Here is a 13,070-nt window from a genome sequence, read left to right on the forward strand (position 1 = left end):
ACTCCTCCGCCGTCATCCCGTAATAGCCTGTCCTGATATGATCGAATTCAGGACTCCTATACGGGATCTCGCTCTTGCTCTTTCGAAGGAGCGGAGATGCCGGATCGGGGTCCGGCATGACGGCAAGGGACTGTCATCCCGTAATGTTCTTATACGGGATCTCGCTCTTCCCGCTCTTGCTCTTTCAAAGGAGCGGAGATGCCGGATCAGGTCCGGCATGACGAAAAGGAGCAAAGACCGCGAAAAACCGCGTTTTTCGCGTTCTAGACCCTAGACCCGCTGCTCGTGTCTCGCCCTCTCACCTCTGGTTCCGCTCTTCCCAAGGACGGGTCCGCGCTCCGGGACGAAGGACGATGGACGGCTCTTCTGCGTGAGAACCATAGTGGTATGTTAGGAACCGTGGTGGGTTGTGCGTTGTAGGTTGTTGGAAAGAACACTTATACGAATCTCGTTCTTACCAGACCCTATACCCCAAACCCCACACACGGTTCTTTCCGCTCTTTTCGCTCTTTCGAACCAAGAACAAAGCTCCTAGCTCTGCAACAAACAACCGCTCTTACTAAAAATGGAGTCGCTATTTTCTTATTTCACTTGACATTGATCACCTAAAAATATAAAATATATTTACTATATGCCAATAGATGTCAACTAACAGAGAGGGGATCAAGTGAGATTAGAACTGTTTTTTGAAGAATCACCGGTCTTCACGACTCATGAACTAAAAGAATTCCTGAAGAAGAATAAATCTAAGAGTCTTGAGAACTACAGCGTTCTTCTGAATTATCACGTTAAGAGAGGCCGGATCCTCAAAATCTGTCGTGGTCTCTACGCAGTAGTACCTCTAAACCAAAAGGCAGAACAATTCAACCCTGATTCATTTCTCGTTGCAGCAAAGAGAACAGAGGATGCGATTCTTGCCTATCATACGGCTCAGGAATTCAATGGGAATACCTACTCGCTTTTCAACACCAGAACATTCTTGACAATGAAGAGTGTGCGTCCTTTAGTATTCAGGGAAATCGAATACATTCCGACTCACCCCTCTCAGAAACTGCTTCGCTCAGACAACTACTTCCTACTCACGGAACAAGTGGATATAAAAGGCATAAACGTTTTTATAACCAGTAGAGAAAGAACCTTTGTAGATATGCTCGATCGACCCAATCTATGTGGCGGAATTGAAGAGGTCTGGCGTTCTCTCAAAATGACCGAGTATCTAAACACCGAAAACCTGCTGAAGTATCTGAAGGCACTTGGCAACTCTACCACGAGCGCCAAAGTTGGCTTCTTCTTACAAAGACATCCGAGCATCATAAAAAATGACCAAACTCTATTGAGAGAACTAAAAAAAATGATCCCCGTTTCGCTGCATTACTTTGATCGATCACGAGTTGAAAGGGCCAAGTTGGTAAAGGAATGGAATCTCGTAATTCCTGAAAACATATTGAATGAAAGGTGGGAAGAGCGATAAGGATATCCAGAGAGACCCTGTCCAGATTATCCGGTCAGACGGGTTATCGGCAGGAGATTATTGAGAAAGTCTCGCTACTGCTTTCGTGGCTTGACCGCGCATCAAATATCGATCGTCTTGTAGGAAGTTTCGCTCTAAAAGGGGGGACGGCAATAAATCTGTTCTTCCTGGAAATTCCAAGATTATCGGTAGATATAGATATCAACTATATTGGATCCCCCACTCGAGAAGAACTCGACCGTGACAGAAGCGGTTTTGAGAAAATCATAGAATCAGTCTGCCTCGAAGAAAGCCTGTCCATAAGAAACAAAAGGGATTCAGAAGCAGCTACCTCTTATTCATTGAGGTACGTGAGCTCCCTATCTTCTGGAGGAAACCTATCTATTGATATAAACTACATGATGAGAATTCCACTGTTTGAAATTGAGACAATGGATTCAAGGCAGCTAGGTAGTCAAATAGCCCGCAGAGTCCCATTAGTAAACAAGCTGGAAGTTTTCGCCTCGAAAATTGCGGCCTGCTTTTCGCGAGAAACAAGCAGAGACCTTTATGATGTATATCTACTTGAGAAGCAAATAAGCACCCTTGACCTTGAAAAACTCCGGCTTGCCTTTACGGTTTTCGGGGGAATGAATCGAGAAAACTGGCTCGAAATAGATGAAAAAACACTTCGAGTAAACGAAAATGACCTGAAAAAGCGATTGCTGCCACTTCTAAGGGGTACACTTGACAAAGAAAAGCTCGAAACTCTTGCCAGTGATATCGAAAATTCTTGCCAGAAAGTAGTCTCCTACTTGCTACCTCTGAACGACAATGAAAGAGAATTCTTAAGAATCCTAAACGAAAAAGGGGAGATCAAACCAGAAATCATTACCGACGACAAAGAACTGGCAGATAGAATCAAGAAACAGCCTATGCTCAAGTGGAAAGCACTAAACATCAGACAAACCTTTCAAGGCTGATCAAAGAAGACTCGTCAACTGTAACGCCCTTCTACTGTCATCCCGTGTCATCCCGTAATGCTCACCCTTATGTCATCCCGTAATGGTTCTATACCGTCATCCCGGGCTCCGACCCGGGATCTCGCTCCTTAGTGTTACTCCGCTGTCATCCCGTGGAGCCTGTCCTGAAATGCTCTTATTCAGGACTCCTATACGGGATCTCGCTCTTCCGTTAAATCTCTCCTGGTACTTAAGATCTTGGTGTATTATTCATTCATTAAAGAATTTCTATAATTTGAGGTGATGCTTTGAATTCAGGGTTTGTGTACATAATGACAAATCCTTATAGAACAGTGTTCTACATTGGAGTCACCAATAATCTCTTCCGAAGGGTCCAAGAACACAAAAATAAAACAGTAGAGGGCTTTACCAATACTCAACTTATGCACTTTGACTTAACCTAAAGAAGGAAATAGAACAGGGTCATTGAAAAAGGCATGAAATCATCGTATATTCGTGGTGATCAGACCATACGAAAGGATGATTTCATGCCCACAACGAATATATCACAGATTATCTCGGATGTCATCGGTTCAGTTCGCTTCCTACGTATAGAGCAGAGAAGGTTTGTTGAAGGGTATTCCTGTGCCCTCTTCCTGTCCGCTCATAAGAACACCAGCAGACTGGCCCCCTTCTGTTCTTCTTCTCAGTCATCCATCTCGAGAATGTTGAGCTCTCAGTCACTCTCCACAAGAGACCTTTCATACGCGAGAGTAGATTACATCTCTAGATTCCTCCAGGAGTATTCTCTCGAGTTCAAGTACATCATTCTGGACGAGACTGTCATGAAGAGGAGAGGAAAGAGAATCGAGAATCTCGGGAAGTTCTACTCAACCATAGAGAATAAAATCGTGAGCGGTGTCTCTCTCTTGAGCGCTATCGGCTGGGTGAAAGATAAACTCTACTTCCCTCTCTTCTCCTCTTTGAGAGACGAAGAGAATCTCACAGACCAGTTCATTCGAATGCTAGAGAGGATACCTTTCAAAGATACTATCCTCATGATGGATGGAGGAATACTCTGCTCGGAGATATTTCTGAAGGCTATGGAAATGGGGTTCACAGTAATCGGAAGACTCAACCCTGTGATGAATGTTATCTTTCAGGGGCGCAAGCTCCATCTGTCCAAACTGAGAAACAAGACTCGCGGTCTCTCTTCTATCATTGTGAAGATACCCAAATACAACAATGCCACTGTCAAGCTTGTCTTCCATAACACAGACCAAGAGAACAGAATCATCCTCTCAAGCGATACTTCTCTGACCGATTGGGAGATCCTTGAGCATTATAGGAAGAGAAACTACATCGAGACCTACTTCAAAGCAGTCAAGCAGAACTTCGGTCTCAAGGCCCAGGTCTTCTCCTCTACCAGTTTTCAGAAGCATGTCGAACTTGTCCAGCTTGCCTTCACTACATGGATGATCGCCAACTTCTATCGTTCTGTCAAAGACCAGGTCTCTCTCAGGGATTTCCTTGAACTGATCAAATTCGATTACTTCTTCCAATTAGCTCGAAGCTCTTCCGCTAGCGATTCTTCTATCCACTTCCTTCTTCCTCGCTTTGTTAACTCGAAGTGCATAAGTTGAGAATAAGTACAACTGCACTATCGTTGTCTATTACGAATTCTTTGAAAGAATCTCGGATGCTATCAGAAGAGAAAAACAACTGAAGAGCTGGAAAAGAGAATGGAAGCTACAGCTAATTAAAGAAAGAAACCCGGATCTTCAAGACCTTTGGGAAGAAATTAAAAACGGTTACTGATAAAAAGAACAAGATACAGGACTTAACTTGATGAACCAGGCCAGGCCGGAGTGTTAAAATCTCTGCGAAAAACCGGGACTCGCGAAAGAGCAGTTCTTCTTTGCGGAGCTAGAAGCTTTGTTCTTCGTTCTTGGTTAGAAGCAAAGACCGCAAAAATGGGTCGCGAAGAGCGAGATCCTGGCTGGGAGCACGCCAGGATGACGCGAGGGGACTATCATCCCGTAGTGTCCCCATGGAGCCTGCCCTGAAATGCTCCTATTCAGGGTCATCCCGTGTCCAATCTCGTAATACCCCACTAATGTCATCCCGGGCTCCGACCCGGGATCTCGCTCTTACTCTTTCGAAGGAGCAAAGACCGCGAAAAACCGCGTTTTTCGCGTTCTAGACCCTAGACCCGAAACCCGAGACCCGCTGCTCGTGTCTCGCCCTCTCTCCTCTGGTTCCGCTCTTTCCAAGGACGGGTCCACGCTCCGGGACGAAGGACGAAGGACGGCTCTTCTGCGTGAGAACCATAGTGGTATGTTAGGAACCGTGGTGGGTTGTGCGTTGTAGGTTGTTGGAAAGAGCACTTATACGAATCTCGTTCTTACCAGACCCTATACCCCAAACCCCACACACGGTTCTTCCCGCTCTTCCTGCTCTTTCGAAGGACGGTCTCCTAACATATTTTTCTATTTCTCAAGTATTGACTTTAATGCACACAAACGATACAATTATATGCGTAAATGATATTCGCTTTTGTAGGAGGTGATATATGTCCTATATCAACAAGATTCTAGACGTCGCGCGTAAAAACAACGGTATAGTAACATCGAGACAAATCACAGATGCGGGGATAAACCGTCAGTATTTGAGAATTCTTGTAGAAAGGGGCCTTCTCGAAAGATCAGCACGCGGTGTTTATATTATTCCTACGATTCTTGACGATGAGATGTTCAACCTCCAAAACCGCTACAGGCGGGGGATCTTTTCTCACGGAACAGCACTATTCTTGCTTGGTTTGACAGATCGAACCCCGATCAAGTATTCAATGACATTTCCGATCGGCTATAATACCTCAAATCTAAAAGAAGAAAATGTTGAATACTATCGCGTCAAAGACGGGTTATACGAACTTGGTATAACCACGACAAAAACTCCTAATGGCAACGAGGTAAGGGTCTATAATGCAGAGAGAACACTGTGCGACACTCTAAAGGGACGAAGTCATACAGATATACAGATCATCAGCGAAGCATTCAAGAGATACGTAAAACTGCTCAATAGAGATATTCCATTGATTTCAGAATACGCAAAGCTCATGAGGGTAGAAAAGAAGCTTCGGGCTTATTTAGAGGTGTTACTTTGAAGAATTCGATGCAGCTGAAAGCGATCGTTAAGAACATGGCTAAAAGCAAGAAAATCTCCGCTCAGATTGTCCTGCAGAACTATATGCTGGAGCGTTTGCTGGAAAGAATTTCATTATCACGCTACCAATCGAACTTCATCTTGAAAGGTGGATTTCTTATCGCGTCAATAGTAGGCCTTGATACAAGAGCGACCATGGATATAGACGCGACCATTAAAGGGCTAAAGATTAATGCAGAAAGCATACAGAACATGCTGAACGAGATTTGTGCGATAGAAATTAATGATGAAGTCATTTTCTCGCTCAGAAGGATTGAAGAGATACGTGAGAGTGCAGATTATCATGGATTCCGCGTAGCCCTGGAAGCGGTGTACCCTCCGATAAAAGTACCTCTGAAAGTTGATATCACCACAGGAGACATCATCACGCCAAAAGAAATCAACTACGAATTTAGACTGCTCTTCGATTCCCGGAGCATCAGAATACTTGCATATAACCTGGAGACGATAATGGCCGAGAAACTAGAAACAACGATAGCAAGAGGAAATCAAAATACTCGTCCCAGGGATTATTACGACATCTATATAATTCGCAAACTGCAGTGGCAAAACATTGATCCGCGTACTCTGAAGGAAGCTTTGCTCAATACCTGCCAAAGCAGAGGAACTATAAACATAATTAAGCGCTATGACGAAATACTAAAAACGGTCCAGACCAGCGATGCAATGAGTGAGTTCTGGAAAGATTATCAGAATCAGTTCGATTATGCCAGAGATATCGGATTCGATCATATCTGTCATACAATAAGAGAAATACTTAACGATATTCTAGAATAGAAACAAATCTACTCGAACTATAACCTTTCGTGAAAAAATGGAGTCCCCTATTTTTCATACTGTCATTCCGGCTTCGAACTCTGCTTCGTGTCATCCCGTGGAGCCTGTCCTGATAAGCCTGCCCTGAAATGTTCCTATTCAGGGTCATCCCGTAATGCTCACCCTTATGTCATCCCGTTGTGCTCTTAAACGGGATCCCGCTCCTTACGGTTGAAAGAGCAGATTCTGAGTCAAGCTCAGAATGACATCAAGTGAGTCCGGCATGACGCGAGGGGTCTGTCATCCCGTAACGCCCCCGCACTGTCATCCCGTAGTGCTTCTATACGGGATCTCGCTCTTGCTCTTTCAAAGGAGCGGAGATGCCGGATCAGGTCCGGCATGACGGGAAGGGACTGTCATCCCGTAATGTTCTTATACGGGATCTCGTTCCTTAGTACTCCTCCGCCGTCATCCCGTAATGCTCCTATACGGGATCTCGCTCTTGCTCTTTCGAAGGAGCGGAGATGCCGGATCGGGGTCCGGCATGACGGCAAGGGACTGTCATCCCGTAATGCTCCTATACGGGATCTCGCTCCTTACGGTTGAAAGAGCAGATTCTGAGTCAAGCTCAGAATGACATCAAGTGAGTCCGGCATGACGTGAAGGAGCAAAGACCGCGAAAAACCACGTTTTTCGCGTTCTAGACCCTAGACCCGAAACCCGAGACCCGCTGCTCGTGTCTCGCCCTCTCTCCTCTGGTTCCGCTCTTCCAAAGGACGGGTCCACGCTCCGGGACGAAGGACGAAGGACGGCTCTTCGCTCTTCCCACCTCTAACCTCTCGCCTCTCACCTCCCACGATCTCTTAAAATTTTACATTTCTCCTAATCTCCTTATCTTGACTGGCATACGAAAACTTAATATAATTAGAAGCATAAACCCACAAATGGGCCTGGACGGTTATAGACGTACATGAAATGCATTTGAAATAAGGTTATTTATGTTAACAAGATGAAGCAAATCGACGTTATCGATGAAGCAAATCGACGTTATCGCCGAACATCGAATTAAGCGCATGTTATCTTTTTCGCCTTGCAAGTACATTAGGTCAAACGAACACGCACTTTATTATGAAACAATCGATTAAACTAAGGAAGTGAGGCGGGGCAGTATGCTCAGAAGACTTGCTGGCTTCAAATACATGATAGCAACTCTCCTTTATGCCTCCCTGTTTTTCACTCAGTCGCTTACCCTAACCTGGACCGTCGGTTACATCTTTCAAGCTCTCATACTTAACACGGCCATAATGCTCGGCATATACGCCTTCAGGGGCTTCGACAACTCTATGACCTCATCTATGAACTCGTGCTTTGTCTCTTACCTTTCGGGAACCATTCTGGGAACGCTCTTCTCCATGATCCCGATACTCTTCTTTAGCGCGAGACTACCCAGATTTACCATGGCAGTCACTGCCGTTATCTCCATCTTCATATTCCCGTTTATTGGTTGCATGTTGATGAGATACACCATAAAACACCTGCCCCCGAAGAGATACCTCGTGATAGGAAAGGAAGAAGAGCTCTCGCCCATACTGGAAGAAGTTAGAAAGGCCTCGATGAACAAGATACAGATCTACTCCTACCTCAACCCCTCCCCTGTCACCCTCATTGCGGCCATGGAGATAGAAGCGACCCGGCCCTACGACGCCATACTTATCGGGGATCCAAAGCTGGCTAGAGACGTCGAATCTGTCCTCAATGACGCGATGACTAAGAACGTAGAAATCGAATACCTGCCTACGATAGTCGAAAACGTCCTCCATAGAATCCCCGTCGAGATGATCACCATTTTCAGAGACTACTACCAGGTAGTCTTCTCTCAGGCGAGATTCTCAAGGCGAATAAGAGTATTGGACATCGTCTTCTCCTCTGCGCTGCTCGTCATGTTCTCCCCCTTTATACTCTTTTGCATAATATATATACTTATCCGGGACGGCAGGCCGGTCTTTTACAGCCAGCCCAGACACGGTATAAACGCAAAAATCTTCAAAGTCTATAAATTCCGCACCATGGACGACCCGAAAGAAGGCGAAGGCAGTCCAACCCTCACAAAGAGCGGCAAACTGCTCAGAATGACCAGACTGAACGAAATCCCGCAGCTCCTGAGCGTCTTCATAGGCAATATGAGCATAGTCGGCCCAAGACCGGACATACCCTCGACCTACGAGTACTGCACGAAGGTGATCCCCTTCTACAGATACAGAACTAAGATAATGCCCGGAATCACCGGACACGCGCAGGTGCTCTATCGGTACGTGGACAAACTTGAATACGATACCTTCGCCAGAAGGCTTTCATACGATCTTTATTATGTCAAGAACATGGATTTCAGGCTGTATCTGGCTACAATGCTCCGCACGGCCGAAACCATGATCTTTAGAAGGGGAGCTAAATAATGAGTGAAGTCCTTATATCGAACGTAGAGAAATGGCTGACGCCTCACCTCGAAAGAGCCTTCAAAATAAGATATACCGAGCAATTGAAACACTCGCACTTCACGGCCTTTGATCCCGAGAATCCTTACATAATAGGCTTTGAGTATATCGGGGAATTCACGGATATCGGCTCGCTCGGGGACGTCTTACATATGGCCGCCCAGATGGGAAGGCTCAAGACGTTAATCTATCTCTCATCTTATGGAGTGTACAGCCCTAAGAAGAAGCTCTTCAGCGAAGACGACATCGTCTGCCCAAAGAACTTCGTCGGCACGAGATCGGCAATGCTCGAGGACATCCTCGTCTATCTGGCGAATCGCTACTCGCTCGACCTCACTGTCCTCAGACTCTTCAACCCCTACGGCCCGTACCAGCTCTCGCCCTATGTCGTCCCGACAGTCCTCGAAAAGATAGCGACCGAAGGCACCGTAAACATAGGAGACTCGGAGAAAGTCCGCGACTTCTTCTACATATCCGACCTCATAGACCTCGTAAAACTCGTCCTCGAAAAAGACCCGAAGGGAATAAACGTCTTTAACGTCGGCTCTGGCGTGCCGACCTCTATAAGCCAGCTAATAGTCAAAGCCCAGGAAGTCACGGGCGGGAGCTGCGACGTAATCTTCGACGCGACCAAGCTCCGCGAGGAGTACGACTACGCCGTGGCAGATATAACAAGAATAAAAAAAGAGCTCGGCTGGGAGCCGAAAGTCAGCCTCGAAGAAGGCCTGGCCCTGACCTACCAGTGGATACTGGGCAGGAGTGGCAAATAATGTTCAAATTCGGCTTCATCATGGCCGGAGGACAGGGCAAGAGACTCAGGCCCCTGACCTCGGCTATTCCCAAACCGCTGCTCCCGGTGGGAGACAAACCGATCATCCAGTTCATAATAGAGCACATGAGAGACTCGGGCATCACTGAGATCTTCGTCTCGGTCAACTACAAAAAAGAGATAGTCAAATCCTTCCTGCGCGACGGCTCCAGATACGGCGTCAGGATAACCTACATAGAAGAAGTCGAAATCACAGGCACGGCCGGCTCGCTCGCACTCCTCCCGGAGGACTTCGACGACAAGATCCTCGTCTCCAACGGCGACCTAATCTGCGACGTCGATTACCGGACGATAAATGAAATGCTCTCCCGGTACGACCTCGTCCTCACGGGAATAGAAAAACAGATCCCGGTCGATTTCGGCGTGCTCCAGATGAACGGCTCCTCCGAACTGATAGGCTGGGAAGAGAAACCGAAGCTCAAATACATAATAAACGGCGGCATCTACGGCGTCTCGAAAAAAGTGATAGGCTATATAAAGAACAACATTCCCCGCAACCAGCACATAGACATGCCGACCCTGTGGGGTATAATGAAGGACAACGGAATGAAACTGGCCGTCCACATCCACAGGGGAAGGTGGCACGACGTGGGGAGGATGGAAGACTACATGGCACTGACGGAAAGGGGAGAGGAGATCACTTGAAAGCTCTCGTGACCGGAGCCGGAGGCTTCATAGGCTCGCATCTAGCAGAATATCTTGTCCAGAAGGGCTTCCAGGTTAAAGCCTTCGTCCGCTACAACTCCAAAAACAACTGGGGCTGGCTCGAAGAATCGCCTTACAGAGATAAAATAGAAGTCTACACAGGAGATATAAGAGACTTCGACTCAGTCAAAGACGCGATGAAAAATATAGACGTCGTCTTTCACCTGGCTGCGCTGATCGGAATCCCCTACTCGTACGTCTCGCCTCTGGCATATATAAAAACGAACGTAGAGGGAACATACAACGTATTGCAGGCGGCAAGAGAGCTCAGCACACAGAAAGTCATCCACACGTCCACTAGCGAAATATACGGCACGGCCCAGTACGTCCCGATAGACGAGAAACACCCCGTCAACCCGCAGTCCCCCTACGCGGCGACGAAATCGGGAGCCGACCAGCTTGCGCTGACCTTTTACCGCTCCTTCGGCCTGCCCGTATCCGTAATAAGGCCGTTCAATACATTCGGCCCGAGACAGTCGGCCAGGGCCGTGATCCCTACGATCATCTCTCAGTTATTGACGGGAAAGAAGAGCATAAAGCTCGGCAACCTCGAGGCCACCAGAGACATGAACTACGTGCTCAACACCTGCGAGGGCTTCTGGCACGTCGGTCTTCACGAGGCAAGCACGGGAGAGGTGATAAACCTCGGCTCTAACAGAGAAATATCCATAAAAGACCTCGCGCAACTTATCGCGAGCCTCATGAACAGAGAGCTCAAAATAGAGATAGACGACCAAAGGATAAGGCCCGAAAAGAGCGAGGTCGAAAGGCTCCTCTGCGACAGCTCCAAAGCAAAAGAGCTGACCGGCTGGGAGCCCAGACACACTCTCGAGGAGGGCCTCAAAGAAACGATAGCCTGGCTGGAAAACCACATGGAACACTATAAACCCGACATATATAACGTGTAGGTGATAAAGATGGATACGATATTCCTCGATGCACCAAACCTCGGAGAACTCGAAAAGCAATACCTGCTCAAATGCGTCGACTCTACGTTTGTCTCGACGGCCGGACCGTTCATCCCCGAATTCGAAGCCAGATTCGCCCGGTACGTCGGCACAAAACGGGCCGTCTCTACCCAGAGCGGCACGGCGGCCATCCACCTCGCCCTTCACGAGCTGGGCATAGGCCCGGGAGACGAAGTGATCGTTCCACTCATCACCTTCATCGCCTCGGTCAACCCGGTGACCTACGTGGGAGCCACACCGGTATTTGTGGATATAGATCCCTCCAGCTGGAACATGATACCTGAGCTGGTGGAGAGGGCGATAACGAAAAAGACGAAGGCCATACTCCCCGTCCACATATACGGCAATCCCTGCGATATGGACGCGATAACGGAGATCTCTCAAAGACACGGAATTCCCATAATAGAAGACGCGACCGAAAGCCTCGGAGCCTCCGTCCACGGAAGAAGGACCGGCACCTTCGGCTCTATGGCCTGCTTCTCCTTCAACGGAAACAAAGTCATCACCACAGGCGGTGGCGGAATGATAACCACCAACGACGAAAAACTGGCCGACCACATGAAATTCCTTGTCAACCAAGCCAGGGACGAAAGCAAGGGCTACTACCACCCCGAGATCGGCTTCAACTACCGCATGACCAACCTCGAAGCCTCTCTCGGCCTTGCCCAGTTCGAAAGACTGCCCGACTTCCTCCAGAAAAAGAGAAGATACATGGAAATATACAGAGAGATACTCACAGGCGTAAAGGGAATAGAGTTCCAAGAGGAATATCCAGATTCTATAAGCTCCTGGTGGCTATCGTCTATCAAGATAAACCACCCGACAAAAGACCTCCCCCAGATCCAGAAGGAGCTAAAAGAAAAGGGAATACCCACCAGAAGGATATTCGTCCCGATAACTGAATTCCCGCCATACGAGAAATACAAAAAAGAAGAATACCCCAACTCATACGAACTGTACGAAAAAGGCCTGAATCTGCCAAGCTCCACACTCAACAGCGAAGAGCAGGCGGAGTTTGTGGCAAGGAGCATCGTTGATGTCATTGAAGCCTGACATCATTCTTGTCGGCGGCGGAGGTCACTGCAAAGTAGTGATCTCCATAATAAAAAAGCTTGATACATTCAACATCGCAGGTATCTCTGATCTGAAAGAAAACCTCGGTAAAGAAGTACTGGGAATAGAGACCAGATACACGGATGACCAACTGGAAGAGTTACATGATAAAGGTATAAAATACGCCTTCGTAACTCTTGGAAGCGTGGGTAATCCAGATAACAGGATAAGACTCTTTGAAATGCTCAAACAGACAGGATTCGAGATCCCGGTAATTATCTCTAAAGACGCAATAGTTGACGAATCGGTTGAAATAGAAGAAGGCACGGTAATAATGCCGGGGGCGATAATAAACCCTGGAACAAAGATCGGCAAAAACTGTATCATAAACACCGGGGCAGTCATAGACCACGATTGCATGATTGGAGACCATGTTCATATAGCTCCGGGGGTTACCTTGAGCGGCTCAGTCAAAATAGGTTCTAGTTCTCATATAGGAACTGGAGCGTCCGTGATACACGGAATAGAAATAGGATCTAGGGTCATCGTCGGCGCAGGCAGTGTTGTAGTTAATACAATACAAGACAATAAAAAAGTAATGGGAGTACCGGCGAGAGATTTGAGTTGAGA

General features: G+C 47.2%; 12 protein-coding genes. All 12 read left to right on the forward strand.

The window, feature by feature from the left end; genetic code table 11:
• Positions 1 to 667 precede the first annotated feature (667 nt).
• Positions 668 to 1,471 (forward strand): type IV toxin-antitoxin system AbiEi family antitoxin domain-containing protein, encoded by an 804-nt coding sequence (locus MESINF_RS03185; protein WP_169698506.1) that lies wholly within the window; start codon positions 668 to 670, stop codon positions 1,469 to 1,471.
• Complete coding sequence (locus MESINF_RS03190) at positions 1,456 to 2,433, forward strand: nucleotidyl transferase AbiEii/AbiGii toxin family protein (protein WP_169698507.1); 978 nt, start codon at positions 1,456 to 1,458, stop codon at positions 2,431 to 2,433. Before MESINF_RS03185 ends, MESINF_RS03190 begins: the two co-directional genes overlap by 16 nt.
• Positions 2,434 to 2,744: 311 nt before the next feature.
• Positions 2,745 to 2,876 (forward strand): GIY-YIG nuclease family protein, encoded by a 132-nt coding sequence (locus MESINF_RS03195; RefSeq protein WP_231936898.1) that lies wholly within the window; start codon positions 2,745 to 2,747, stop codon positions 2,874 to 2,876.
• 84 nt (positions 2,877 to 2,960) lie between these two features.
• Positions 2,961 to 4,055, forward strand: a complete 1,095-nt coding sequence (locus MESINF_RS03200) for a transposase (RefSeq protein ID WP_169698509.1) — start codon at positions 2,961 to 2,963, stop codon at positions 4,053 to 4,055.
• Positions 4,056 to 4,984: 929 nt separating this feature from the next.
• Positions 4,985 to 5,578, forward strand: coding sequence for a type IV toxin-antitoxin system AbiEi family antitoxin domain-containing protein (locus tag MESINF_RS03205; protein WP_169698510.1), 594 nt, complete (start codon positions 4,985 to 4,987; stop codon positions 5,576 to 5,578).
• Positions 5,575 to 6,414, forward strand: a complete 840-nt coding sequence (locus tag MESINF_RS03210; protein ID WP_197712704.1) for a nucleotidyl transferase AbiEii/AbiGii toxin family protein — start codon at positions 5,575 to 5,577, stop codon at positions 6,412 to 6,414. Before MESINF_RS03205 ends, MESINF_RS03210 begins: the two co-directional genes overlap by 4 nt.
• A 1,148-nt stretch (positions 6,415 to 7,562) precedes the next feature.
• Complete coding sequence (locus MESINF_RS03215) at positions 7,563 to 8,846, forward strand: sugar transferase (protein WP_169698511.1); 1,284 nt, start codon at positions 7,563 to 7,565, stop codon at positions 8,844 to 8,846.
• The gene (locus MESINF_RS03220; RefSeq protein WP_169698512.1) at positions 8,846 to 9,655 is read left to right on the forward strand and encodes an NAD-dependent epimerase/dehydratase family protein; all 810 of its coding nucleotides are present in this window, start codon (positions 8,846 to 8,848) and stop codon (positions 9,653 to 9,655) included. Before MESINF_RS03215 ends, MESINF_RS03220 begins: the two co-directional genes overlap by 1 nt.
• Complete coding sequence (locus MESINF_RS03225; protein WP_169698513.1) at positions 9,655 to 10,359, forward strand: sugar phosphate nucleotidyltransferase; 705 nt, start codon at positions 9,655 to 9,657, stop codon at positions 10,357 to 10,359. The genes MESINF_RS03220 and MESINF_RS03225 overlap by 1 nt, the downstream gene beginning before the upstream one ends.
• Positions 10,356 to 11,327, forward strand: a complete 972-nt coding sequence (locus tag MESINF_RS03230; RefSeq protein WP_169698514.1) for an NAD-dependent 4,6-dehydratase LegB — start codon at positions 10,356 to 10,358, stop codon at positions 11,325 to 11,327. Before MESINF_RS03225 ends, MESINF_RS03230 begins: the two co-directional genes overlap by 4 nt.
• A 9-nt stretch (positions 11,328 to 11,336) precedes the next feature.
• Positions 11,337 to 12,440, forward strand: a complete 1,104-nt coding sequence (locus tag MESINF_RS03235) for a LegC family aminotransferase (RefSeq protein ID WP_169698515.1) — start codon at positions 11,337 to 11,339, stop codon at positions 12,438 to 12,440.
• The gene (locus MESINF_RS03240; protein WP_169700795.1) at positions 12,424 to 13,068 is read left to right on the forward strand and encodes an acetyltransferase; all 645 of its coding nucleotides are present in this window, start codon (positions 12,424 to 12,426) and stop codon (positions 13,066 to 13,068) included. The genes MESINF_RS03235 and MESINF_RS03240 overlap by 17 nt, the downstream gene beginning before the upstream one ends.
• Positions 13,069 to 13,070 lie beyond the last annotated feature (2 nt).

Origin of the sequence: Mesotoga infera (assembly GCF_900157305.1) — a bacterium.
Classification (GTDB): Bacteria; Thermotogota; Thermotogae; order Petrotogales; family Kosmotogaceae; genus Mesotoga; species Mesotoga infera.

Coding starts and splice junctions, on each gene's coding strand:
- MESINF_RS03215 (WP_169698511.1), top strand. CDS start 7,563: ATGCTCAGAAGACTTGCTGGCTTCAAATACATGATAGCAACTCTCCTT.
- MESINF_RS03205 (WP_169698510.1), top strand. CDS start 4,985: ATGTCCTATATCAACAAGATTCTAGACGTCGCGCGTAAAAACAACGGT.
- MESINF_RS03195 (WP_231936898.1), top strand. CDS start 2,745: ATGACAAATCCTTATAGAACAGTGTTCTACATTGGAGTCACCAATAAT.
- MESINF_RS03240 (WP_169700795.1), top strand. CDS start 12,424: ATGTCATTGAAGCCTGACATCATTCTTGTCGGCGGCGGAGGTCACTGC.
- MESINF_RS03225 (WP_169698513.1), top strand. CDS start 9,655: ATGTTCAAATTCGGCTTCATCATGGCCGGAGGACAGGGCAAGAGACTC.
- MESINF_RS03235 (WP_169698515.1), top strand. CDS start 11,337: ATGGATACGATATTCCTCGATGCACCAAACCTCGGAGAACTCGAAAAG.
- MESINF_RS03220 (WP_169698512.1), top strand. CDS start 8,846: ATGAGTGAAGTCCTTATATCGAACGTAGAGAAATGGCTGACGCCTCAC.
- MESINF_RS03200 (WP_169698509.1), top strand. CDS start 2,961: ATGCCCACAACGAATATATCACAGATTATCTCGGATGTCATCGGTTCA.